At 56.3% G+C, this 24,014-nt stretch carries 20 protein-coding genes; 7 read left to right on the forward strand and 13 right to left on the reverse strand.

Annotated elements, in window-relative coordinates:
- Window positions 1-96: 96 nt before the first annotated feature.
- Window positions 97-390, reverse strand: a complete 294-nt coding sequence (gene ybfE / locus M989_RS20265) for a LexA regulated protein (RefSeq protein WP_064548297.1) — start codon at window positions 388-390, stop codon at window positions 97-99.
- A 129-nt stretch (window positions 391-519) separates the two neighbouring features.
- Window positions 520-1,284: an esterase gene (ybfF, locus tag M989_RS20270; protein WP_064548298.1), complete on the reverse strand. Its 765-nt coding sequence runs from the start codon at window positions 1,282-1,284 to the stop codon at window positions 520-522.
- 182 nt (window positions 1,285-1,466) lie between these two features.
- Between ybfF and seqA the strand changes: the two genes are divergently transcribed.
- Together seqA and pgm are read left to right on the forward strand one after the other, a co-directional pair.
- On the forward strand, window positions 1,467-2,039 hold the full coding sequence (seqA, locus tag M989_RS20275; protein WP_064548300.1) for a replication initiation negative regulator SeqA: 573 nt from the start codon (window positions 1,467-1,469) through the stop codon (window positions 2,037-2,039).
- Window positions 2,040-2,077: 38 nt separating this feature from the next.
- Window positions 2,078-3,718 carry a phosphoglucomutase (alpha-D-glucose-1,6-bisphosphate-dependent) gene (pgm, locus tag M989_RS20280; RefSeq protein ID WP_064548302.1) on the forward strand — a complete coding sequence of 547 codons (1,641 nt, stop codon included), beginning with the start codon at window positions 2,078-2,080 and terminating at the stop codon, window positions 3,716-3,718.
- A gap of 161 nt (window positions 3,719-3,879) precedes the next feature.
- On the opposite strand, the gene potE is transcribed toward pgm, so the two are convergent.
- From potE to kdpF, 9 genes are all read right to left on the reverse strand, one after another.
- Window positions 3,880-5,196 (reverse strand): putrescine-ornithine antiporter, encoded by a 1,317-nt coding sequence (potE, locus tag M989_RS20285; RefSeq protein ID WP_064548305.1) that lies wholly within the window; start codon window positions 5,194-5,196, stop codon window positions 3,880-3,882.
- Window positions 5,193-7,388 (reverse strand): ornithine decarboxylase SpeF, encoded by a 2,196-nt coding sequence (gene speF, locus M989_RS20290; RefSeq protein WP_064548306.1) that lies wholly within the window; start codon window positions 7,386-7,388, stop codon window positions 5,193-5,195. The genes potE and speF overlap by 4 nt, the downstream gene beginning before the upstream one ends.
- Before the next feature lie 242 nt (window positions 7,389-7,630).
- Window positions 7,631-7,735 carry a leader peptide SpeFL gene (speFL, locus tag M989_RS25710; protein WP_106875989.1) on the reverse strand — a complete coding sequence of 35 codons (105 nt, stop codon included), beginning with the start codon at window positions 7,733-7,735 and terminating at the stop codon, window positions 7,631-7,633.
- A 276-nt stretch (window positions 7,736-8,011) separates the two neighbouring features.
- Window positions 8,012-8,689, reverse strand: coding sequence for a two-component system response regulator KdpE (gene kdpE, locus M989_RS20295; protein WP_064548309.1), 678 nt, complete (start codon window positions 8,687-8,689; stop codon window positions 8,012-8,014).
- Complete coding sequence (kdpD, locus tag M989_RS20300) at window positions 8,686-11,373, reverse strand: two-component system sensor histidine kinase KdpD (RefSeq protein WP_064548413.1); 2,688 nt, start codon at window positions 11,371-11,373, stop codon at window positions 8,686-8,688. The genes kdpE and kdpD overlap by 4 nt, the downstream gene beginning before the upstream one ends.
- 2 nt (window positions 11,374-11,375) lie before the next feature.
- A complete protein-coding gene (gene kdpC, locus M989_RS20305) occupies window positions 11,376-11,951 on the reverse strand; it encodes a potassium-transporting ATPase subunit KdpC (protein ID WP_064548311.1) in 576 nt (191 codons plus the stop codon).
- A 10-nt stretch (window positions 11,952-11,961) separates the two neighbouring features.
- The gene (gene kdpB, locus M989_RS20310) at window positions 11,962-14,010 is read right to left on the reverse strand and encodes a potassium-transporting ATPase subunit KdpB (RefSeq protein WP_064548313.1); all 2,049 of its coding nucleotides are present in this window, start codon (window positions 14,008-14,010) and stop codon (window positions 11,962-11,964) included.
- A 20-nt stretch (window positions 14,011-14,030) separates the two neighbouring features.
- Window positions 14,031-15,710, reverse strand: coding sequence for a potassium-transporting ATPase subunit KdpA (kdpA, locus tag M989_RS20315; protein WP_064548315.1), 1,680 nt, complete (start codon window positions 15,708-15,710; stop codon window positions 14,031-14,033).
- Window positions 15,710-15,799 (reverse strand): K(+)-transporting ATPase subunit F, encoded by a 90-nt coding sequence (kdpF, locus tag M989_RS25330; protein WP_077625464.1) that lies wholly within the window; start codon window positions 15,797-15,799, stop codon window positions 15,710-15,712. The genes kdpA and kdpF overlap by 1 nt, the downstream gene beginning before the upstream one ends.
- Before the next feature lie 305 nt (window positions 15,800-16,104).
- On the opposite strand from kdpF, the gene M989_RS20325 reads away from it, so the two are divergent.
- Entirely contained in the window at window positions 16,105-16,311 is a 207-nt protein-coding gene (locus tag M989_RS20325) for a YbfA family protein (protein WP_064548316.1), read from the forward strand.
- 140 nt (window positions 16,312-16,451) lie between these two features.
- Window positions 16,452-17,873 carry a deoxyribodipyrimidine photo-lyase gene (phrB, locus tag M989_RS20330; RefSeq protein WP_064548318.1) on the forward strand — a complete coding sequence of 474 codons (1,422 nt, stop codon included), beginning with the start codon at window positions 16,452-16,454 and terminating at the stop codon, window positions 17,871-17,873.
- 24 nt (window positions 17,874-17,897) lie between these two features.
- On the opposite strand, the gene dtpD is transcribed toward phrB, so the two are convergent.
- Window positions 17,898-19,379, reverse strand: a complete 1,482-nt coding sequence (dtpD, locus tag M989_RS20335) for a dipeptide permease DtpD (RefSeq protein WP_064548415.1) — start codon at window positions 19,377-19,379, stop codon at window positions 17,898-17,900.
- Window positions 19,380-19,660: 281 nt separating this feature from the next.
- Between dtpD and M989_RS20340 the strand changes: the two genes are divergently transcribed.
- The 3 genes from M989_RS20340 (at window position 19,661) to nei (ending at window position 22,373) form a co-directional block, all read left to right on the forward strand.
- Window positions 19,661-20,404, forward strand: coding sequence for a type 2 GTP cyclohydrolase I (locus M989_RS20340; protein ID WP_064548320.1), 744 nt, complete (start codon window positions 19,661-19,663; stop codon window positions 20,402-20,404).
- Window positions 20,405-20,633: 229 nt separating this feature from the next.
- Window positions 20,634-21,503, forward strand: a complete 870-nt coding sequence (locus M989_RS20345; protein ID WP_064548322.1) for a DUF1266 domain-containing protein — start codon at window positions 20,634-20,636, stop codon at window positions 21,501-21,503.
- 78 nt (window positions 21,504-21,581) lie between these two features.
- Window positions 21,582-22,373 carry an endonuclease VIII gene (gene nei, locus M989_RS20350; RefSeq protein ID WP_064548324.1) on the forward strand — a complete coding sequence of 264 codons (792 nt, stop codon included), beginning with the start codon at window positions 21,582-21,584 and terminating at the stop codon, window positions 22,371-22,373.
- A 154-nt stretch (window positions 22,374-22,527) separates the two neighbouring features.
- Here nei and gltA read toward each other — a convergent pair whose 3' ends face one another.
- Complete coding sequence (gene gltA / locus M989_RS20355; protein WP_064548326.1) at window positions 22,528-23,811, reverse strand: citrate synthase; 1,284 nt, start codon at window positions 23,809-23,811, stop codon at window positions 22,528-22,530.
- Window positions 23,812-24,014 lie beyond the last annotated feature (203 nt).

The raw sequence follows: 24,014 nt of genomic DNA on the forward strand, positions 1-24,014 counted from the left end.
TAAGGGCAATCATAGCAGAACAGAGAAGCGTGCGGAAACAGCTATCGTGCCGTACTGCACACTCTGCTACATGAAAGTGTGTTCTGGGGGGATATTTCAGACTTTCCCTTGCCCGTGCAGCAGCGGCAGTTGGCTCATCAGCATCTCTTCGATGAGTTCGCTGCGGCTCATGTCACGGGCAGCCGCCAGCTCGTTGAGCGCATCAACGGCGTCGCTGTTGAGCTTCAGCTCGACGCGCTTAAGCCCGCGAACTTTGTCGCGTTTGAGCTGATTACGCTTATTAATGCGGAGCTGTTCGTCACGCGAAAGCGGATTGGTTTTGGGTCTTCCCGGCCGACGCTCATTTGCGAACAAATCTAATGTCGTACGGTCCGTTTGTTCTTTTGCCATGGTTCTGAGTGACTTCGGGGAAACAAGCTACCGGACGGTGCCCGGCGCAGACAGCGCGCAATCATACAACAGTGGAACCCGCACGCCAACGACCACGGCCATTATGGCGCGCGGTCGATGCATTTTTAATCACTCGGCGAGATAGCGGCGAATGGCGCGCAACACGGCGTCCGGTTTTTCGGCGTGAACCCAGTGACCCGCACCGGCAATCACGTGCGCTTTCGCCTGCGGGAACTGCGCCAGCAGATCGTCACGATAGGCTTCGGTGACATACGGTGAGTTACCGCCGGGAATAAACAGCGCAGGGTGTTCCCAGGCGGGAATGGTTTCCCAGCCGACGATGTGAGGATATTGCTCCCACAATACCGGCACGTTAAAGCGCCAGGCGCCGTCAACAAATGACTTCAGCAAAAACTGAATCACGCCTTCTTCATGCAGATACTCGCGCATCACCGTGGCTGCCTGCTGGCGCGTGGCGACGCCCGCGCTGGTGACGGCATTAATCGCGGCAAAAATCTCATCATGACGGCGCACGTGGTAATCCACCGGCGCAATATCGATAGCCACCAGGCGGTCGATGCGCTCCGGGGCCAACGCGGTCAGCGCCATCACCGCTTTACCGCCCATTGAATGGCCGATAAACGTGGCTTTCTCAATCTGGTTGGCGTCAAGAGTATCGAGCAGATCCTGCGCCATGGCCGGATAGCTCATGTCGTCGGAACGCGGCGACAAACCGTGGTTACGCATGTCGACCTGAATGACATCGTGATCGGCAAGCAGGTCACGGGCCAGAATGCCCAGGTTATCCAGGCTGCCAAACAGACCGTGGACCAGAACGATGGGGGAATTATTGTGCAGGTTTTGTGCAGATTGCGCTCGGAAATTCAATTTCATAGCAAAGTTCTTTTTTTCGCATTGTCGGGTTAGGGTATCATGTTCAACATTCTAACGCTCAGGGGCAAGTGAGGAACTCATCCGAATTTTGCCATGCCCCTGGTTTGGCGCTACCCGCTGTTGGGTTTTGACTTTATAATCCCAATGAATTGTATTCAGAAAAATTATCGCACCGGATTAAGATGAAAACGATCGAAGTTGATGACGAGCTCTATCGCTATATTGCAGCCCACACTCTGCGCATTGGCGAGAGCGCGTCCGACATTTTACGGCGTATGCTGAAATTCTCCGCCGCTTCCCAGCCGACAGCCGTTGCTGCCGCGCCGGTCGTCAAAGCAGAACCGGTTGCCGCTCCGGCGCCCGCTGCTGCTCCCGTTGCTGAGGTGAAAACGGTTAAAACCGCCAAAGATAAAGTCCGTGCCATGCGCGAACTGCTGCTCTCCGATGAGTATGCAGAGCAGAAGAAAGCGGTAAACCGCTTCATGCTGGTGCTGACCACGCTGTACTCTCTGGACAACAATGCGTTTGCTGAGGCAACCGAATCCCTGCATGGCCGTACCCGCGTCTACTTTGCCGCCGATGAGCAAACGCTGCTGAAAAACGGCAACCAGACGAAACCCAAACAGGTTCCGGATACGCCATACTGGGTCATTACCAACACCAATACGGGCCGTAAATGCAGCATGGTCGAGCACATCATGCAGTCAATGCAATTCCCGGCGGAATTGATTGAGAAGGTTTGCGGTACCATCTAATACTGACAATCTAACCCTTGCATAAGAAGGACCAGGCAATGGCAAACCATACCCGTGCGGGTCAACCCGCACAGCAGAGTGATTTGATCAACGTCGCTCAACTGACGGCCCAGTACTACGTGCTGCAGCCGGACGTGAGCAATGCGGAACACGCGGTGAAATTCGGGACTTCCGGTCACCGCGGTAGCGCAGGTCGTCACAGCTTCAATGAAAAGCATATTTTGGCCATTGCTCAGGCGATTGCTGAAGAGCGCGCGAAAAACGGAATTTCGGGCCCATGCTACGTCGGAAAAGATACGCACGCGCTTTCTGAGCCTGCGTTCATCTCCGTGCTTGAAGTGTTAGCGGCGAATGGCGTAGATGTGATTGTGCAGGAAAACAATGGTTTCACGCCGACGCCGGCGGTTTCCAACGCTATCCTGGTGCACAACAAGAAAGGCGGCCCGCTGGCCGATGGCATTGTGATTACGCCGTCTCACAACCCGCCGGAAGACGGTGGTATCAAGTACAACCCGCCAAACGGCGGCCCGGCTGATACCAACGTCACCAAAGTGGTTGAAGACCGCGCGAACGCGCTGTTGGCCGCCGATCTGAACGGCGTGAAGCGTATCTCTTATGATGCGGCGCTGGCTTCGGGTCATGTGAAGGAAGTGGATCTGGTGCAGCCGTTCATTGAAGGGCTGGCGGATATCGTCGATATGGCGGCGATCCAGAAAGCCGGTTTGACGCTGGGCGTTGATCCGCTGGGCGGCTCCGGTATTGAATACTGGAAACGTATCGCTAAGCACTACAACCTGAACCTGACCATCGTTAACGATCACGTTGACCAGACTTTCCGCTTTATGCACCTCGATAAAGATGGCGCAATCCGTATGGACTGCTCCTCCGAGTGCGCGATGGCGGGCCTGCTGGCGCTGCGTGACAAGTTCGATCTGGCCTTTGCCAACGATCCTGACTACGACCGTCACGGTATTGTCACCCCGGCCGGGCTGATGAACCCGAACCATTATTTGGCGGTGGCGATCAACTACCTGTTCCAGCATCGTCCGCAGTGGGGCAAAGAGGTTGCCGTGGGCAAAACCCTGGTCTCTTCCGCAATGATTGACCGCGTGGTGAACGAGCTGGGCCGTAAGCTGGTGGAAGTGCCGGTCGGCTTTAAATGGTTTGTTGATGGCCTGTTCGACGGTAGCTTTGGCTTTGGCGGTGAAGAGAGCGCGGGCGCTTCCTTCCTGCGCTTCGACGGTACGCCGTGGTCGACCGATAAAGACGGGATCATCATGTGCCTGCTGGCGGCAGAAATCACCGCCGTTACCGGTAAGAATCCGCAGGAACACTACAACGAGCTGGCTGCACGTTTCGGCGCGCCAAGCTATAACCGTCTGCAGGCGGGCGCGACTTCCGCACAGAAAGCGGCGTTGTCTAAGCTTTCTCCTGAGATGGTCAGCGCCAGTACCCTGGCCGGCGACCCGATTACCGCGCGCCTGACCGCTGCGCCGGGTAACGGCGCGTCTATCGGCGGTCTGAAAGTGATGACCGATAACGGCTGGTTTGCTGCCCGTCCGTCCGGTACGGAAGATGCGTACAAAATTTACTGCGAAAGCTTCCTCGGCGCTGAGCATCGTCAGCAGATTGAGAAAGAAGCGGTAGAGATTGTTAGCGAAGTGCTGAAAAACGCCTGATTGCACGAGTAAGAAAAAGGGAGCCAAATGGCTCCCTTTTTTATTGGCTCCGTGCTGCTACGGGGCCGGCATAAATGCCTTGCCGGGGCGACACACAACCAATAATCGTGGTCGTTGTAGGCCGGATAAGCGAAGCGCCATCCGGCAACATCGGCACAGACTTAACCGTGCTTATTCTTCAATTCAAACCGCGGTGAGACCAGCCCGTACAGCGTCCAGCCGAGGAACGTCATGATGGAACCGTACAGCATCGCTTCTTCACCGGAAGAGTAGAGCGCATAGAAGCTGTACATCGCACCAATAAAGGCCACGAAGTTGGCGATGCGCGCTTTATTCATCGGCACGTTAGCCATACGCTGGATAATGACCAGTGCCGCCATCGACAGGATGTACGGAATAATGTTGGTCACCACCGCCAGGTTCACCAGCACGTTGAACTGATTATTCAGCGACGGGCTGATGGTCATCAGCGACAGCCCGGACTGAATCACCACGATCACCAGCATCCCCTTAACCGGCGCATCCGCCTTGCTAACCTGAGAGAACACTTTCGGGAAGTAGCCTTCATCCGCCGAGGATTTGAATACCTGGGCGATAGTGAACTGCCAGCCGAGCAGCGAGCCGCAGCAGGACATGACCATCAGCGCCATGATCACTTTACCGACTTCCGGCGTGAACATTTGCGCGAAGGCCAGGCCGAACGGGGCGGTTGAATTAGCCAGGTCCATATTCGGCACAATCCCGGCAATCACGTTGGTGGAAACGATGTAAATCACCGCCGCCCCCAGCGTCCCGCCGAGCACGGCGATCGGTACGTTACGTTCCGGGTTTTCCACCACTTCAGCGTTGGCGCAGGCGGATTCCAGACCGAGGAAGGCCCACAGCGTCATGGCGATGGATGAACCGACCGCGCTAAAGAACGGCACGTGATGCGGGTTCCAGGACTCGACGTACATCGTCGGGCTGAACCAGAACCAGCCAATCACGCACAGACCTACCACCGGGATAATGACGCCCCATACCGTGATGCTGCTGATCTGTCCGGTAATGCGCGCGCCGCCGAAGTTGGCAACGGTACAGATCCACAGCACGCCGATGGTGGCGAGCCCAATTTGCACGGGGCTCAGTGCGGCACCGAAAAGCTCGGTGCCATAACCCACCGCCGAAATTGCGATCGCGACGTTGGCAATCAGCAGCGATACCCCATAGGTATAGTTGGCCATAAAGTTGCCCGACTTACCAAAGGCATACTCTGCATAGCCGCCCATGCCGCCGGATTTTTTACTGAACATCCCGCATTTAGCGAAGGCCCAGGCCAGCGCCATAGAACCGACGGCGGTGACCAGCCAGGAGATAATGGAAATGGTGCCGACTTCAGCGAGCTTGGTGGGCAGCATGATGATACCGGAGCCCATCATGTTCACCATCGTCAGGATGGTGAGCTGAACAACACCCATTTTGTTGTTGGCTTTGCTCATAATTTCTCCCCTTTCAGCATCGCTGGCAGCGGCTGCTGAGGTTTAATCACGTTGCACCACACTTCTTTGCGACCGTCATGTTCCTGGATGTAAACCCCTTGCAGTTCTGGCGCAAATCCCGGCAGCAGGTTGATGCCTTCTTCCAGCGCTTTGAAGTAGCGCAGAACGGAATCCCCCCAGATTTCACCCGGGACAACGCACAGCACGCCAGGAGGATACGGCAGGGCGCCTTCGGCGGCGATTTTGCCTTCCGCCATCGACAGCGGCACCAGATCGACCTCGCCGCGGATGTAGGCAAAGTTCGCTTCCTGCGGGTTCATGCTGACGCGCGGGAAGTGCGATTTGCGGAACATCTCTTTTTGCAGCTGTTTGACGTTGTGGCGGGCATAAAGGTTGTGCATTTCCTGGCACAGCTGGCGCAGGGTGTAACCGGCGTAACGATCTTTATGCTGACCGTAGAGCGACGGCAGCACCTCCTGCAGCGGCGCGTCAGATTCCAACAGCGTTTCGAAGCGCACCAGCAGCGCCACCAACTGTTGCAGCTTGGCCATATCTTCTGCCGGGGTGAGCAGGAACAGGATTGAGTTGAGGTCGCATTTTTCCGGTACCACGCCGTGTTCACGCAGGTAGTTGGCGAGAATGGTGGCCGGCACGCCAAAGGTGTCGTACTCGCCATTAGCGTCAATGCCTGGGGTGGTCAGCAGCAGTTTGCACGGGTCAACGAAGTACTGATGCTCCGCGTAGCCTTCGAAGCCGTGCCAGCGTTCGCCCGGGACGAAGTGGAAGAAGCGCAGGTCATTGGCAATCTGCTCGGTCGGCCAGGATTGCCACGGTTTACCGTCAATCTCGGCGGGGACAAACGGACGAATGTGGTGGCAGTTATCCAGAATCAGCTTACGCGCTTCGATGCCGTTCGAGACGCAGTCCATCCACATATTGCGGCCCGCTTGTCCTTCGTGCATCCGCGCGTTGACGTCCAGCGCGGCAAACAGCGGGTAGAACGGGCTGGTGGACGCGTGCATCATAAAGGCGTTGTTGAGACGTTTATGCGGCACATAGCGCTGTTGACCTTTGATATGACTATCTTTTTTATGGATCTGTGAAGTCTGCGAGAAACCGGCCTGCTGTTTATGCACCGACTGGGTCACCAGAATCCCCGGGTCGTTTTCATTCAGCTCCAGCAGTAGCGGCGAGCAGTCGGCCATCATCGGAATGAACTGTTCGTAACCTACCCACGCGGAGTCGAACAGGATGTAGTCGCACAGATGACCGATTTTATCCACCACCTGACGGGCGTTATAAATCGTGCCGTCGTAGGTGCCAAGCTGGATGACCGCCAGACGGAATGGGCGTTCGTTACGTGCGCGGTTTGGCGCCACTTCTGCCACCAACTCACGCAGATAGCCTTCTTCGAAGCAGTGGGCGTCGATGCCGCCGATAAAGCCGTACGGGTTACGTGCGGTTTCCAGGTAGACCGGTGTGGCACCAGCCTGCAACAGCGCGCCGTGGTGGTTGGATTTGTGGTTATTACGGTCAAACAGCACTAAATCTCCCGGAGTCAGCAGCGCGTTGAGCACCACTTTGTTGGAGGAGGAGGTGCCGTTGAGCACGAAGTAGGTTTTGTCGGCGTTAAACACTTTCGCCGCGTGCTGCTGAGCGATGCACGGCGCGCCTTCGTGAATTAACAGGTCACCCATTGCCACGTCGGCGTTGCACAGGTCGGAGCGGAAAAGCGTTTCGCCAAAATACTCGACAAACTGGTTCCCTGCCGGATGGCGACGGAAGAATTCACCGCCCTGATGCCCCGGGCAATCAAAGGCACTGTTGCCCTGGGCGACATAATCCACCAGCGCACTGAAGAACGGCGGGCGCAGGTTGACTTCGTACTTGTGGGCGGCGGCCTCCAGCTGACGGCCATAGAAATCGTTGCGGGTTTCATCGTGCTCGAATACCCCTTGAATGCGGGCAAGATATTCAGCCGGAACGATCTGATCTTTATTAATAGCAATAAATACCGGCAGGTTATAACCCGTCGCATCTATTTCATCGAGTTTACCGCATTCCACATCTTCAATAGATAATACGGCCGCCGCGACATCAATAAAGTGGGTGTCGCAGGTATTGATAATACTACGCTGGGTAGTAAAGCAGTCAGGGCATGAACGGCTTACGGCAATTTTTAATTCAGACATTTTTCGACTCGTTATTTTAGATAATAGTAGTCCCTCAATTTCTCGATGGAGAAATTGATATCGCCGGATAAAAAGCAATACGATCCCGCTGATGATTAAATCAGGACATTGCTTTTTTCAGAATGTGGCAAACCCAACCGGTCCGGTGGCCGGCAGAAACAGGTTTGTCAGAGCGAGTGCTGGCAGCAGGCAAAGGCCTGTATTAGCAAGAAATAACTGCGAGGCACCCGAAGTCGGGAGACTTATCGGGCGTTAAAGAAGTGAAAGTCGAAACTATTACGGTGGGCAAACATCATAATATGCGTTGTCCGCCTTATGTGGGGCATCAATCGGTTATTGTTTTCCATTTCGTAGACCTCCGATGAATATCTTAAAGCGAGGTCATTTTATCTCCGGATAGACTTAAAACTGTGAGAATGATCAACAATGAGAGATCATTTATAAAATTATTCATTATTGATGAGCGACGAGCTAGGATAAAATGCTGGATTGTTTAAGTAATGTAAATAAATTGTGTTGATTATATATTTGAAAAGGTTTTAAAACCGTATTTTAATATTTTTCAGATTGAGTTGTTTCTGATAAAAATAAAAGCTGGCTATGTTGTAAATATGAATAACTATTCACAACATGAAACGATAGCCAATTCCAGTTTCGGTTAATAAATGCTGAGGACGCGCGGGATCTATTTCCAGCTTCTGGCGAAGATGTCCCATATAAATGCGCAAATAGTGACTATGCTCTACGGCATTGGGCCCCCATACCTGACTGAGGAGCTGGCGTTGGGTGAGCACTTTACCGGCGTTATTCAGCAGTACAGCCAGCAGGCGGAATTCAATCGGGGTGAGATGAATTTCTTCGCTGCCACGGGTAATTCGCCGTGAGGCGAGGTCAACGGTGATATTCGCAAAGGAGACGACGGGTTCATTGGGCTGGGCACCGGCATGGCGACGTAGCGCGACGCGTAAGCGCGCCTGTAGCTCGCCGATACCAAACGGTTTACTCAGATAATCGTCGGCACCGGCGTCCAGCGCCGCTATCTTATCGCTCTCTTCACTGCGCGCCGACAGCACAATAATCGGCACCGGGCTCCACTGGCGGATATCGCGAATAAAATCGAGACCATCGCCGTCAGGTAGGCCGAGATCGAGGATTACCAGATCTGGTTTACGCGTCGCCGCTTCCAGTAACCCGCGCTGGAGGGTTTCGGCATCAAAAACGCGCAGGTCTTCAGCTTCCAGTGCGGTACGCAGAAAACGGCGAATGGCGTGTTCGTCTTCAACAATCAGAACGCTGGTCACAGCTCTTCGTATCCCTCTTCAAGTTCTGGCGGTTTTTCCAGTGGAAGTGTAACACGAAAACAGGCGCCACCTTCCGGGCTGTTACTGACAGAGAGCGTCCCGCCGTGAATTTCGACGATAGCCTGACAAATGGCCAGCCCTAGCCCCACGCCGGGAATCGCTGACTCTTTGTGGCCGCGGGCAAATTTGGCAAAGATATGCTGCTCCTGTCCGCCAGGAATGCCCGGCCCACTGTCCCAAACGTCCAACAGCAGGTGGTTATTTTCCGTCGCCGCGCGAATACCGATTTGTGCCTCGCTGCCTGCATACTTCACGGCGTTTTCCAGCAGGTTGTTAAGCACTCGCTCAAACAGCGGACCGTCGAGGTGCACCAGCATCAGCGGATCGGGCAAGGCGAGGGTGATTTGCCGCCCGCCAAGCGTGGGCTCCAGCGTACGCAGCGCGCTGCCTATCACCTCTTCAAGCGTCAGCCACTCTTTATTAAGGTTAAAGCCACCGGACTGAATCCGCGCCATATCCAGCAGATTGTTTACCAGACGTGTGGTGTTGAGCACGTGCTGGCGAATTTCGTTCGCCTGTGGCGCGTAGGGCGAACCGCTGCTGGCGAGATCGAGCGTCAGAATTTCGGCCTGGCCGAACAGTACGGTCAGCGGTGTGCGCAGGTCGTGCGACAGCGCGGCGAGCAGCGAGTTACGCAGGCTTTCGCGTTCGCTGATAAGCCTTGATTGCTCTTCGCTTGCCGTCAGCGCCAGCCGCTCCAGTGCGCTGGAGACCAGCAGGGTAAAGGTTTCCAGCAGCCGCTGCTGCTCCGGTACCATCAACTGACGCAGATTATTGGGCTCGACGACGACCAGTCCGTGGGTTTTATCCGCGCTGCGCAGCGGCAGAATCAGATAGGGGACGCCGGGTAGCGTGTCGGTTCCTGCCCCGGCGGGCAGCCCTTTGTCAAAACTCCAGTGGGCGATGGCTTCATCCCAGGGCGTCATACCTTCCTGATGATTCAGCGCCGCCAGCTTCCCGTTTTCGTCCGGCAGCAGCACCTGGCTGCGGGCGTGGAAGGTCGAGCGAATATATTGCTCGCAGGTGAGGGCGATATCGTGGGCGTTGCGGCCCACCGCGAGTGTTTTCGACATTTCATACAGGTGACGCGTTCGTTGTTCGCGATAGCGGGCCACACGCGCCTGATAGCGTACGCCAGCGGTCAGATTACCGATAACCAGGCCGACGGTGAGCATCACGCCGAAGGTGAGCAGGTACTGGACGTCGGAGACGGCGAGCGTGCCGCGTGGAGCAATAAAGAAGAGATCAAAACTGACCACGTTGATCACCGTTGCCAGCACCGACGGCCAGCGGCCATAGAACAACGCGACGATCACTACCCCCAGCAGATAGAGCATGACCAGGTTGGCGGCGTCAAACGTCATTAGCCACTGAGCGGCGACCAGGGTAATGGCGGCGCACAGCGCGAGCGCCACCAGGCAGCCCCGGATCTGCACGCGCCATTTGTCGATAAACGGGCGGCGGTCGCTTGAGCGCTCGGGCAGCGGCAGGGGGGGCTCATCAACGCCTATCACCAGCAGGTCCAGTTCCGGCGCGTGGCGAGTCAGCCGGTCGCCGAAACGCTCACCGCGCCACCAGCGACGCTTCTGCTGACGGCCAATGACAATTTTGCCCAGATTGTGTTCGCGGGCATAGCGGATCACCGCCGCTTCCTCGGACGGATCCGACAGCGTCGCGGTCTCTGCGCCCAGCTCCTGCGCCAGTCGCAGTGCGTTAAGAATGGCGCGGCGCTGCGGTTCGGGCAGACGGTGTAGCGTAGGGGTTTCAACGTAAACGGCGTGCCAGACGCTGCCCAGACGGGCGGCCAGACGCGCGGCGGTGCGCACCAGCTTTTCGCTACCGGCATGATGGCCAATACACAGCAGGATCGCGTCCTGGGTATGCCACACTTTTTCCTGCCCCTGACCGTCTCGCCAGGCGCGCATTTGATCGTCCACACGCTCGGCGGTACGGCGCAGGGCCAGTTCGCGCAGGGCGATCAGGTTACCTTTGCGAAAGAAATTCTCGATCGCGCGTTCGGCCTGGCCGGCCAGATAAACTTTGCCTTCGTTCAGGCGCTGACGGAGGTCGTCCGGCGGCAGATCCACCAGTACGACTTCATCAGCAGCGTCAAAAAAGGGATCGGGCACGGTTTCCCGCACCTGAATGCCGGTGACGCCGCTGACGACATCGTTCAGGCTCTCCAGATGCTGGACGTTGACGGTGGTGAAAACGTCGATGCCCGCCTCCAGCAGTTCGTCGATGTCCTGCCAGCGTTTGGGATGGCGGGAGCCGGGCGCGTTGCTGTGGGCCAGTTCGTCCATTAACACCAGCGCCGGGCGACGGGCGAGGGCGGCATCCAGGTCAAACTCCGTCACGTAGCGGCCGCGGTAGGCGGTACGCTTTGGCGGCAAAATGCTCAGGCCATTCAGCATTGCAGCGGTCTCTTTGCGGCCATGCGTTTCTACCACGCCCGCCAGCACGTCTAACCCCTGCGCACGCAGCCGCTGCGCCTCTGCCAGCATCGCCCAGGTTTTACCTACCCCGGCGCAGGCGCCGAAGAATATCTTCAGCTTTCCGCGGTGCGCGTCGGCGGTTTGTTCCAGCAGGCGATCCGGGTTCGGACGCAGCGGCTCGTCGGTCATCATCAATTATCCTTGTGGGCATCCAGCGCCATATTCAACTCAATAATATTTACCACAGGTTGGCCGAGAAAGCCGAGCAGCGGCGTATGGGTTGCCGCCTGCACCTGTTGCGTTAACCATTGCGGCGAGAGTCCGCGCGCTTTGGCGATACGTGGCACCTGCCACAGCGCGGCGGCAGGGGACAGGTTGGCATCCAGACCGCTGGCGGAAGCGGCCACCAGCTCAACCGGTACCGTGCGGCTGGCGTCCGGGTTAGCGGCGCGCAGCGCGGCAATGCGGTCCGTAAACAGCTTATCCAGCGCCGGGTTGCTGCCCGCCAGGTTGCTGCCGCCGGAGGCCATTGGGTTATCCGGCGCGTCGGCGGTGGCGGATGGACGCCCCTGGAAATAGCCAGGATCGCTAAAATTCTGGCCGATAAGCTGCGATCCGCGAATTTCATGGTTTTCAAAAATCAGCGAACCGTTAGCCTGAGTATGGAACAACCACTGCCCCAGCGCGGTGGTCAGCAGCGGATAGACGCCGCCGGTAATGACCGCCAGGAATAGAAAAATGACAATGGCAGGACGTAATGCAGACATGGTTATTTCCTCACACCAGACCCAGCAGGGTTAACAGTAAATCAATCACTTTAATACCGATAAACGGCACCACCAGCCCGCCCGCGCCGTAAATCCACAGGTTGCGGCGCAGCATCGCCGATGCCGACAGCGGGCGGTAGCTCACGCCTTTCAGCGCCAGCGGCAGCAGGAAGACGATGATAAGCGCGTTAAAAATCACCGCGCTGAGAATGGCCGAGTTCGGTGAGTGCAGGTGCATAATGTTGAGCACGCCCAGCTGCGGCCAGGTGGCGGCAAAGGCTGCCGGGATAATGGCGAAATATTTCGCCACGTCGTTAGCGATACTGAACGTGGTCAGCGAGCCGCGCGTCATCAGCATCTGTTTACCGATATGCACCACCTCAATCAGCTTGGTCGGGTTAGAGTCCAGATCCACCATGTTGCCCGCTTCCTTCGCCGCCTGCGTTCCCGAGTTCATCGCGACCGCCACGTCGGCCTGTGCCAGCGCGGGAGCGTCGTTGGTACCGTCGCCGGTCATCGCCACCATCCGGCCTTCGGACTGATACTGACGAATCAACGCCAGTTTGGCTTCCGGCGTGGCTTCGGCGAGGAAGTCATCAACGCCCGCTTCGGCAGCGATGGCGGCGGCGGTCAGCCGGTTGTCGCCGGTGATCATTACCGTTTTAATGCCCATTTTGCGCAGCTGGGAAAAGCGCTCTTTAATGCCGCCTTTGACGATATCTTTCAGCGCGATGACCCCAAGCACCCGCGCGCCTTCGGCCACCACCAGCGGCGTCGCGCCCAGACTGGCAACACTTTCGACCTTTTGCTCGACATCCAGCGGGAAATGACCGCCGTTGCTCTCAATATGGCGGCGAATAGCATCGACCGAACCTTTACGGATCATGCGGTTGTCAATATTAATTCCGCTCATTCGGCTTTGGGCGGTAAACGGCACGAAGGTGGCGTGTAGCGCCTGGACGTCACGTTCGCGCAGGTTAAAGCGCTGCTTTGCCAGCACCACGATGCTGCGGCCTTCCGGCGTTTCATCGGCAAGTGACGAGAGCTGCGCGGCATCGGCCAGCGTTTTCTCGTCCACACCCTGAGCCGGCAGGAACTGCGAGGCCTGACGGTTCCCCAGGGTAATGGTGCCGGTCTTATCCAGCAGCAGCACGTCAACATCGCCCGCCGCTTCTACCGCGCGGCCGCTGGTGGCGATCACGTTTGCGCCGAGCATGCGGCTCATCCCCGCCACGCCGATGGCCGACAGCAGGCCGCCGATGGTGGTGGGAATCAGGCACACCAGCAGGGCGACCAGGACGGTGACGCTAATGGGCGCGCCGCTCCAGGCGGAAAACGGCCAGATGGTTGCCGTTGCCAGCAAGAAGACAATCGTCAGCGCCACCAGCAGAATCGTCAGCGCGATTTCATTTGGCGTTTTACGTCGCTGGGCGCCTTCGACCATGGCGATCATGCGGTCGAGGAAGGTCTCACCCGGGTTAACGCTACAGCGTACCACCAGCCAGTCGGAGAGTATGCGCGTCCCGCCGGTTACCGAGGCGAAGTCGCCGCCGGATTCACGAATGACCGGCGCGGATTCCCCGGTAATGGCGCTTTCATCCACCGACGCGCCGCCCTCAATCACTTCGCCATCACAGGGGATAATGTCGCCGGCTTCCACCAGCACCACGTCGCCTTTGCGCAGATCATCGGCCGGAATATGATCCATTTCCGCACCGTAGCGGGCTTCGCGCAGTTTGCGGGCAAAAGCGGTTTTCTTTACCCCTTTGAGGCTGTTGGCCTGCGCCTTGCTGCGGCCCTCCGCCATGGCTTCGGCAAAGTTGGCGAACAGTACGGTAAACCACAGCCACAGCGCGATAGCGCTGCTGAAACCCACGTTACCCGGCAGAGCGCCCACGGCCATGGCAACGGCCAGCGCGCTGGTCAGCACGCTACCAATCCAGACGATAAACATCACCGGATTGCGCCACTGGACGGTAGGGCTGAGTTTCTTCACGGCGTCGATCAGCGCCTGGCGAACCAGCGACGGTTCAAACAGGCCCAGTTGTTTACGACTCATAACCAATAGCTCCGCATCACTCAAAACAGGGAAAGATGTTCCGCTACCGGGCCAATCGCCAGAGCGGGAATAAAGGTCAGGGCGCCAACCAGCAGCACGGTGCCAATCAGCAGGCCAATAAACAGTGCGTCGTGGGTGGCAAGCGTCCCCGGCGTTGCGGGCTGGATCTTTTTATTCACCAGCGAACCGGCAATCGCCATCACCGGGATGATGACGCCGAAGCGGCCGACGAACATGCACACCGCCAGCAGGCAGTTCCAGAACGGCGTATTGGCGCTCAGGCCGGCGAAGGCGCTACCGTTGTTGTTGGCGGCGGAAGAGACGGCATAGAGCACTTCGCTAAAACCGTGCGAGCCGGGGTTGGCCATCGCGCTGCGGCCAGCGTCGGTCATCATCGCCAGCGCCGTACCCAGCAACACCAGCGTTGGGGTGACCAGAATCGCTAACGCCGTCATTTTCATCTCCGGCACGTCGATTTTTTTGCCGAGATACTCCGGTGTGCGGCCAATCATCAGCCCGGCGATAAACACGGCCAGCAGCACGAACAGTAGCATGCCGTACAGGCCCGATCCGACGCCGCCGAAGACCACTTCGCCAATCTGCATCAGCCAAAGCGGGATCATGCCGCCCAGCGCGGTAAAGGAGTCATGCATGGCGTTAACCGCCCCGCAGGAGGCTGCCGTGGTCACCACCGCGTACAGGCTGCTGGCGAGGATGCCGAAGCGGCTCTCTTTCCCTTCCATGTTGATGCTGCTGTCCGCGCCAAAGGCCAGTAGATGCGGGTTACCGCGAGTTTCCGCCCACATCACCACCGCCACGCAGACCACGAAGATGATCGTCATGGCCCATAAGATCGCCCGGCCCTGACGGTTATCGCTCACCGCCTCGCCGAAGGCGAAGCACAGCGCTGCCGGGATCAGGAAGATCGCCAGCATCTGCACGAAGTTGGTCAACGCTGTGGGGTTCTCAAACGGATGTGAGGAGTTGGCGTTAAAGAAACCGCCGCCGTTGGTACCCAGCATTTTGATCGCTTCCTGCGAAGCGACTGGCCCCATTGGCAGGAGCTGATGCGCGCCTTCCAGCGTGGTAAAGGGCTGATAGGGCAGGAGGTTCTGCAACGCGCCTTGCTGAATAAAGAACAGGGCCAGGACCAGCGAAATCGGTAGCAGCAGCCACAGGGTAATGCGGGTGATATCGACCCATGCGTTGCCCAGCGTGCTGACGTTGTGACGAGCAAAAGCGCGCACCAGCGCAAACAGCACGGCAATACCGGTGGCCGCGGAAAGGAAGTTCTGCACCGTCAGCCCAGCCATCTGGCTAAAGTAGCTCAGGGTTGTTTCGGCGCTGTAGGACTGCCAGTTGGTATTACTGACAAAGCTGACGGCGGTATTGAGCGCCAGATGCCAGGAGAGTCCCGGTAACTGCTGCGGGTTCAGCGGCAGATAGCCTTGTAGCATCAGCATCGCGAACAGGACCAACAGGCCGCACAGGTTGAGCAGCAAAATAGCGATAGCATAACGCCCCCAGCTCATCTCCTGACCGGAAATCCCGAGTATGCGCCACAGCCCGTTTTCCACACGCGCCAGGCCCGGCAGCGGCACGTTGCCGATCATTGTCGCCAGCATTTTGCCGAGTGGGCGAGCGAGAATAAACAGCACCAGCAGGAAGCTGGCAATGAGTAAAAATCCCTGAGCAGCCATCACAGCGCCTCCGCCTTCAAAAGGGCATAAACCAGATACGCCAGTAACAGGAACACCAGCACCACGCCGGCTATTACGCCTGTAGTCACAATCCACCTCCGGATGGTTGAGTTATGCCGGTAAGCGTAGGATTTTGGGTGCAAAGATTTCGCAAAAATCGCCGGGCGAGGTGTAAAAAAAGTATAAAAATGGATAAGACCACAATTTAACTAATGGTTAGTATTAATTTAACAATCGTGTAACTGAATTACGTTTTGAATGTAAATAAAGCTAAAACGGCCTTAAATTAGTGGTCGGATGAGTAGTAAAATTACACAAAAAGCGGTACTCTTTTAGTCAGATTACTGAGCTTCATTTTCCGGCGAGCGTTGCCGGCCAACTTAGGGGAGAGAATATGGAACTGTATAAAAAATATCCTGCACACATCATATTAATGCGCCGTATTTTCGCCGTGGTGGCGGGGATTGTTGCACTGCCGGTGATGCTGTTCTGGAAAGACCGCGCCCGTTTCTATAGCTATCTGCACCGCGTCTGGTCGAAAACCAGTGAGAAACCGGTATGGATGGAACAAGCTGAAGAGGCCGCCTGCGACTTTTATTAATGTTGTGGCGTAAATGAACGAGACAAACCGCTCCTGCTATATGGGGCGGTTTTTTTTCGCCTTGTGTTGCCGGGCCAGCCGCGTGTGGTGAAATAATTGGTGTAATATGAATGTATTAGTTAAATATATTCAGGGTTTTTATGTCCACTCATCTGGTCTGGTTCCGCGCCGATTTACGCCTGCATGACAACCTCGCCCTTGCCGCCGCCTGCCGCGATCCGCGTGCGCAGGTGCTGGCGTTGTTTATCGCCACGCCTCAGCAGTGGGCTGCGCATGCCATGGCTCCCCGTCAGGCGGCCTATATTGCCGCGCAGTTGAACGCGCTCCGCCAGGCGCTGGCAAAGAAAAATATCCCGCTGGTGTTTCATGAAGTGGCCGATTTTGCGGCCAGCGTCGAGGTGGTGCACGACGTTTGCCAGACTCATGGAGTAACGCATCTTTTTTACAACTATCAGTATGAATTTAACGAGCGCCAGCGTGATGCTGCCGTAGAGCGCCGGCTTACCAACACGGTTTGCCAGGGTTTTGATGACAGCGTTATCCTGGCGCCCGGCGCGGTCATGACCGGTAGCCAGGAAATGTACAAAGTGTTTACACCGTATAAAAATGCCTGGTTACGACGCCTGCAGGCGCATATGCCGGAGTGCGTCCGCGCGCCGGAGCGACGCGATGCGCCCACGGTGACGGCAGGGGAAACGCTCAATTTTACCTATCCTCAGCAGCCGTTCGACGCGATGCTGTTTCCCGCCGATGAAAAGGCGGCCATTGCGCAGTTGCGCCAATTTTGCCAGCAGCAGGCGGCAGAGTACGAAACCCAGCGCGATTTCCCGGCTATTGAGGGAACCAGCCGTTTGTCGGCCTGCCTCGCCGTCGGCGTGCTTTCGCCGCGCCAGTGTCTGCATCGCCTGTTGGCAGAACAGCCCGAGGCGCTAAACGGCGGCGCGGGGAGCGTCTGGCTGAATGAGCTTATCTGGCGCGAGTTTTACCGCCATCTGCTCTCTTACTACCCGGCCTTATGCAAGCACAGGCCGTTTATCGCGTGGACCGATCGCGTGCGCTGGAACCCGGCGCAGAAGGCGCTGATTGCCTGGCAGAAAGGCGAGACCGGCTACCCGATTGTCGATGCTGCGATGCGCCAGCTTAATGAAACCGGCTGGATGCATAATCGCCTGAGAATGATCGTCGCCAGTTTCCTGGTAAAAGATCTGCTGATCGATTGGCGAGAGGGTGAGCGTTATTTTATGTCGCAGCTGGTGGATGGCTGTCTGGCCGCGAACAACGGCGGCTGGCAGTGGGCCGCGTCAACCGGTACGGACGCCGCGCCTTATTTTCGCATTTTCAATCCGACCACTCAGGGGGAGCGTTTTGATAAAAGCGGTGAATTTATTCGCCGCTGGCTGCCGGAACTGGCGGCAGTACCCGAGAAGGCGATTCATCAGCCTTGGGAATGGGCAGATAAACAGGGGCGCACGCTGGCGTATCCGCGGCCGATAGTCGATCACGCGCAGGCGAGGGTGGCGACGTTAGCCGCTTATGAAGCGGCGAAAAAAAGCGAGGCCTGAATATTCCGGCCTCGTCAGAGTAGGTTAGACGTCAACCGCGAGGCGACGGCTACGCACTTTCACCGTGTGATACAGCCAGATAACCAGCACTACGCCAACGCAGGCCAGCGCGCCCCAGGTGATTTGGCTGAACACGTCGATGTAGGCGTTAATCGAGTAGTCCGCCGCGCCCGCTGAATCAAACGATGCCTGCGACGTCTGGTCGGCAATAATACCCGCCACGTAGTTTGCTACCGCGCCGGAAAGCAGCATGTAGATACCGGTCAGCACGCCGGTGACGCCCGGAATCTGGATACGGGTGATTTGCGACATGGCGACAGGGTCGATAAACAGTTCGGCAAAGCCCATCACCGACAGCCCCAGCAGCATCAGCGGCATGGAGGAGTGGCCGTAGGTGGCTGACCAGCGGGCGCTCAGGGTCAGAATACAGAACCCCGCGCTCATCAGACCCAGACCCAGCGCGTATTTGCCCCAGATGCGCAGATCGCGGTTATTGGTGACCTGTTCTTTAATCAGCCACGCCAGCACCACGCCGCACAGCATGACCGCAAAGGCGTTGACCGACTGGAACATGGCGGTAGGCACTTCATAGCCCAGCACGTCACGGTTTACAAAACGGTCGATATACAGACTGATTGAACTGCCGCCCTGCTGGGCAAATGCCCAGAACAGCAGGCTGAAGAAAGTCAGAACCACAATCAGACGGAGATCTTTACGCTGCTCGGCGGTTTCCGCACGGCGATAAATTTTCGCCAGCACCACCAGGCCAATTACCGATGCGGCAATCAACGCGTACACCGACCACTCCTGCCAGAACAGGACGGTGATAAACAGCGGCGCAACCACCAGCAGCACCAGCAGCCAGCCCCAGTTCGGCAGCAGGAAATTGCGGGCGCACAGCACCTCTTTGTTTACCCCACGGGTGTGGGCAAAATGGCGACGACCGCTGATGAAGATGACCAGCCCGGCCAGCATGCCGACGGCTGCCAGCGTAAAGCCCATTGCCCAGCTATACTGCTCTTGCGCGAAACCGCAGGCGATGGGTGCGATGATCGAACCGACGTTACCCGCTGCGTACATCAGCGAGAAGCCGCCGTCGCGACGTGGATCGGCCGGTTCGTACAGTTCGCCCAGTAGGCAGCTGACGTTGGACTTAAACAGCCCATAGCCGCAGACGATAATTGCCAGCGACAGGTAGAGGAACATCGGCGCGATTTCGCTGGCGCCAAGCACCATATGGCCGACGACCATCAGCAGTGCGCCGAGCATGACCGCCACGCGGTTGCCGAGCACTTTATCCGCCAGATAGCCACCGAGGATGGGCGTGACGTACACCAGCGAACAATAGGCGCTGAACAGTTCGTAGGCGTGGGTGTCGTTGTATTTCAGCTGGTTGGTGAGATACAGAATCAGCAGCGCGCGCATGCCATAGAAGCTGAAGTATTCCCAGATTTGCAGAGCGACGACGTAGTAAATCGCCTTAGGCTGCGATTGTGATTTATTCATTGCACATTTGACCTCGAAACCCGGCAACGGCATGCTGCGTAAGGCTTTGTTTCATTTATGTAATAATACGTAGAAAAGCGTATTATCTTTGTAATATGCGGTATGGTTGCATAAATATACATGAAGTCCATCACATAAAAAGAGGCATATCGTGTTATTTACGCATTTTTTTCGCGTAGTTAAGCGGTCACACGGCAGAGGTAAGGAATTGTGTATCGACGTTGCCGCACGAGGGCGCTATTTTATTCTGCTTAACAGCATCAACGGCTAAGGGAGCGACGATGAAAAATACCGAGCTAGAACAACTGATTAACGAGAAACTCAATAGTGCCGCCTTTAGCGATTATGCGCCTAACGGCCTGCAGGTTGAGGGGCGTGAAACGGTGCAGAAGATTATTACTGGCGTCACCGCCAGTCAGGCGCTGATTGATGAAGCCATTCGCCAGCAGGCCGACGCGGTGATTGTCCATCACGGCTATTTCTGGAAAGGGGAGTCGCCGGTCGTGCGCGGCATGAAACGCAATCGCCTGAAGGCGCTGCTGACAAATGACATTAATCTCTACGGTTGGCACCTGCCGCTGGATGCGCATCCGGAGCTGGGCAACAACATCCAGCTGGCACAGTTGTTGGGGATAAACGTCCTGGGAGAAATCGAACCGCTGGTGCCGTGGGGTGAATTGTCGATGCCGGTGTCCGGTCTTGAGCTGGCCTCCTGGATCGAAGCGCGTCTGGGGCGTAAACCGCTGTGGAGCGGTGATACCGGGCCGGATAAAGTCTCGCGCGTGGCCTGGTGTACAGGCGGCGGCCAGGGCTTTATCGATAGCGCGGCGCGCTTTGGCGTCGACGCATTTATTACTGGCGAAGTCTCGGAACAGACTATCCATTCGGCGCGTGAACAGGGGCTACATTTCTATGCTGCAGGGCATCATGCCACCGAACGCGGCGGGATCCGTGCGCTGAGTGAATGGCTCCATGAGACTACCGATCTGGATGTCTCGTTTGTGGACATCCCGAACCCGGCCTGATGTCGTGAGCACGTTAAGCCTCGGTAGCTAATCCTATTTTTGAGCTATAAAATCGGTACAGTATTTGGCTGTACCGTTTTTCATTCGTAATTTAAATGTTTCAATTCTGAATATAAGAACTTCATTATTTATTTATTCTGATTTGGACCGTGATTAACCTTCGGGAGTGGTGCTGGGTCTGAGGTTTCGCTTATATTTTGTGTCTGATAACGTATCCAGGGATGGTAAAATGGCATTTAAAATAGCGACCCCACTTATCGCGTTGCTGGCATGTGAAACGATCGAGCGACAGTTAACTTTGGCTGAAGGTAAATCGCTCTACCTTATCGTCAACGGGCTGCTTATGGCATGGTTACTTCTGGCGATAGCGCGCTATTTTATGAACGCTCATGCAAAGAAAAAGATGCCGGAGTTTGCCATCGGCAAACTGTATAATGCGAACCCCGCATACCCCCTCAGAACCGACAATGAAAGGCATGCAGCCTGCGCAGAGGCGCTCTATTTGATTGGTGAGACGTCCGTCCATCATGCTTCCATTAGCTATGTGAATTCGCTTGAGCAGCTTGATCTGAGTAACGAAGACGACATTAAAGAAGCCCGCTTATTAATGAGCTGCGCGTGGAATATTGACGGTGACCGGGCATTACGTAAAGCATTATGCCAGTTAATTACCCGCGCGACATCGCGTGCGGATATTACGATGAAAAATATAGCTGCAAAAGAGCGGTATATCGCCTTTTTGCAAAAACAGGGGCTGCCCTTTCAGAATGTTGATGCTTGCTCTATTACCGGATACGATTTAGTCAGAGCCTCCTGGCTGGCGCGAATTGGTTTTTCGGTGGGATATATTGATGAGCTGGAGGCAAGGTCATTTTTAAATATTATCGGAGGGTTGATTCAGCAACAATATTCATCCTGGGAGCAGCTAACCGCGTCATATCTGATGATGTATCTGGAGTGGGACTGCGGGCTAAAAAATATGCCGGGTAGTTTACTATCCCGTCTGGTGGCGAAAGAGCGCATTCTGGGGGCCAGACTTCTTCTGGAAGACGAGGCATCGCCGTTTCGTCACTATGGCTTTCCGCCTTACGCCTCCTGAGGAGCTGAAATTGCTGCTTGCGTCGACGGAGCAGGGCGCTCACGATATTTGCATGTTGGTTTAGCAGAAGGATAGGGCATGCCTGAAGGTCCAGAGATCCGTCGCGCGGCGGATAGCCTCGAAGCGGCGATAAAAGATAAAACATTAACCGAGGTCTGGTTTGCATTCCCCGAACTCGCGCCCTACGCGGCGGAGCTGGTTGGGCAACACGTCATGCGCGTAGAAACACGCGGTAAGGCGCTGTTAACGCATTTTTCAGGCGGTCTGACGCTCTACAGTCATAATCAGCTGTACGGCGTATGGCGGGTGGTGAAGGCCGGCGAAATACCACAGACCACGCGAATGCTGCGCGTGAAGCTACAAACGGAGGATAAAGCCATCCTGCTGTACAGCGCTTCCGATATTGAAATGCTGACGGCGGAAACGTTAAAAACGCATCCGTTTTTGCTGCGCGTTGGGCCCGATGTACTTGATATGACCTTAACGCCGGAGGCGGTAAAAACGCGGCTGCTGTCGGCAAAATTCCGCAACCGCCAGTTCTCCGGCCTGTTGTTGGACCAGGCGTTTCTCGCGGGGCTTGGTAACTATCTGCGGGTTGAGATCCTCTGGCAGGTGGGGTTAACCGGGAACCATAAAGCTTCGCAGCTTGATGAACAGCAGCTCGGAGCATTGTCGCATGCGCTGCTCGATATTCCTCGACTCTCCTACAACACGCGCGGGCAGGTGGATGATAACAAGCACCACGGCGCGTTGTTCCGTTTTAAGGTGTTTCATCGCGATGGCGAAGCGTGCGAGCGCTGCGGTGGGGTGATTAAGAAGACGATGCTGTCCTCAAGGCCGTTTTATTGGTGTCCGGGGTGCCAGTGTTAAGTAGGCCGGATAAGGCGTAGCCGCCATCCGGCAATGTGCGCTGATATTGCCTGATGGCGCTTTGCTTATCAGGCCTACGGGATGGGCAAGCGGCTTCGGAGTTACTGCCATAAAAAAAGCGCCCGCAGGCGCTTTTTTACACTCAAACCCTCGATTACTTCTTGAGGTCTGATTTGAAGTCGCGCTGCTCGTAGCCGGTGTACAGCTGACGCGGACGCGCGATTTTCATGCCGTCGGTGTGCATTTCGTTCCAGTGAGCAATCCAGCCGATGGTGCGCGCCATCGCGAAGATCACGGTGAACATGGAGGACGGAATGCCCATCGCTTTCAGGATGATACCGGAGTAGAAATCGACGTTCGGGTACAGTTTCTTCTCGATGAAGTACGGGTCGTTAAGCGCGATGTGCTCCAGCTCCATCGCCACTTCCAGCAGATCGTCTTTGGTACCCAGCTCTTTCAGCACTTCGTGGCAGGTTTCGCGCATGACGGTCGCACGCGGATCGTAGTTTTTGTACACGCGGTGGCCGAAGCCCATCAGACGGAAAGAGTCATTCTTGTCTTTCGCACGACGCACGAATTCTGGAATGTGCTCAACGGAGCTGATTTCTTCCAGCATTTTCAGCGCGGCTTCGTTGGCGCCGCCGTGTGCCGGCCCCCACAGGGAAGCAATACCGGCCGCGATACAGGCAAACGGGTTGGCCCCGCTGGAGCCTGCGGTACGCACGGTGGAGGTAGAAGCGTTCTGTTCGTGGTCAGCGTGCAGGATCAGGATACGGTCCATCGCACGTTCCAGCACCGGGTTCACTTCGTAATCTTCACACGGCGTTGCGAACATCATACGCAGGAAGTTACCGGCATAGGAGAGATCGTTACGCGGATAAATGAACGGCTGGCCAATCGAATATTTGTAACACATGGCCGCCATGGTCGGCATTTTGGACAGCAGACGGAATGCGGCGATTTCACGATGACGCGGGTTATTCACGTCCAGAGAGTCGTGATAGAACGCCGCCAGCGCGCCGGTAATCCCGCACATCACCGCCATCGGGTGAGAGTCGCGGCGGAACGCGTGGAACAGACGGGTGATCTGCTCGTGAATCATGGTGTGGCGAGTGACGGTAGTGGTGAACTCGTCGAATTCGGCCTGGCTCGGTTTTTCGCCGTACAGCAGAATGTAGCAAACTTCGAGGTAATTAGATTCGGTGGCTAACTGATCGATTGGGAAGCCGCGGTGCAGCAGGATCCCTTCGTCGCCATCAATAAAAGTAATCTTAGACTCGCAAGATGCGGTAGAGGTAAAACCAGGGTCAAAAGTAAAAATGCCTTTTGAACCGAGAGTACGGATATCAATAACATCCTGACCGAGCGTGCCTTTCAGCACATCAAGTTCAATAGCAGTATCACCGGATAGAGTGATTTTTGCCTTTGTATCAGCCATTTACGGTCTCCTTAGCGCCTTTTTGCTTAAGACTGCCGGATGCCGGATTTGCAATTCAAAAAATATTTCGACGGTGCCAGTTTGTTATTTGGCTCACGGCTCTGCTGTAGAGATAAAGCAAGGGTACAGAGCAAGGGCGCTTGACGGTGCACGTCTAATCTACAGTGAAACAACAGCAAATCAGGGTCTTAGCAATCCAATGA

Source organism: Kluyvera georgiana ATCC 51603, from assembly GCF_001654985.1.
Classification (GTDB): domain Bacteria; phylum Pseudomonadota; class Gammaproteobacteria; order Enterobacterales; family Enterobacteriaceae; genus Kluyvera; species Kluyvera georgiana.

Bases quoted from the DNA above. Each gene is read 5' to 3' on its own strand.
- dtpD (WP_064548415.1), bottom strand. From the start codon at position 19,379: ATGAATAAATCACAATCGCAGCCTAAGGCGATTTACTACGTCGTCGCT.
- seqA (WP_064548300.1), top strand. From the start codon at position 1,467: ATGAAAACGATCGAAGTTGATGACGAGCTCTATCGCTATATTGCAGCC.
- ybfE (WP_064548297.1), bottom strand. From the start codon at position 390: ATGGCAAAAGAACAAACGGACCGTACGACATTAGATTTGTTCGCAAAT.
- ybfF (WP_064548298.1), bottom strand. From the start codon at position 1,284: ATGAAATTGAATTTCCGAGCGCAATCTGCACAAAACCTGCACAATAAT.
- nei (WP_064548324.1), top strand. From the start codon at position 21,582: ATGCCTGAAGGTCCAGAGATCCGTCGCGCGGCGGATAGCCTCGAAGCG.
- potE (WP_064548305.1), bottom strand. From the start codon at position 5,196: ATGAGCAAAGCCAACAACAAAATGGGTGTTGTTCAGCTCACCATCCTG.
- kdpC (WP_064548311.1), bottom strand. From the start codon at position 11,951: ATGTCTGCATTACGTCCTGCCATTGTCATTTTTCTATTCCTGGCGGTC.
- kdpD (WP_064548413.1), bottom strand. From the start codon at position 11,373: ATGACCGACGAGCCGCTGCGTCCGAACCCGGATCGCCTGCTGGAACAA.
- phrB (WP_064548318.1), top strand. From the start codon at position 16,452: ATGTCCACTCATCTGGTCTGGTTCCGCGCCGATTTACGCCTGCATGAC.
- speF (WP_064548306.1), bottom strand. From the start codon at position 7,388: ATGTCTGAATTAAAAATTGCCGTAAGCCGTTCATGCCCTGACTGCTTT.
- kdpB (WP_064548313.1), bottom strand. From the start codon at position 14,010: ATGAGTCGTAAACAACTGGGCCTGTTTGAACCGTCGCTGGTTCGCCAG.
- M989_RS20325 (WP_064548316.1), top strand. From the start codon at position 16,105: ATGGAACTGTATAAAAAATATCCTGCACACATCATATTAATGCGCCGT.
- M989_RS20340 (WP_064548320.1), top strand. From the start codon at position 19,661: ATGAAAAATACCGAGCTAGAACAACTGATTAACGAGAAACTCAATAGT.
- kdpA (WP_064548315.1), bottom strand. From the start codon at position 15,710: ATGGCTGCTCAGGGATTTTTACTCATTGCCAGCTTCCTGCTGGTGCTG.
- gltA (WP_064548326.1), bottom strand. From the start codon at position 23,811: ATGGCTGATACAAAGGCAAAAATCACTCTATCCGGTGATACTGCTATT.
- pgm (WP_064548302.1), top strand. From the start codon at position 2,078: ATGGCAAACCATACCCGTGCGGGTCAACCCGCACAGCAGAGTGATTTG.
- speFL (WP_106875989.1), bottom strand. From the start codon at position 7,735: ATGGAAAACAATAACCGATTGATGCCCCACATAAGGCGGACAACGCAT.
- M989_RS20345 (WP_064548322.1), top strand. From the start codon at position 20,634: ATGGCATTTAAAATAGCGACCCCACTTATCGCGTTGCTGGCATGTGAA.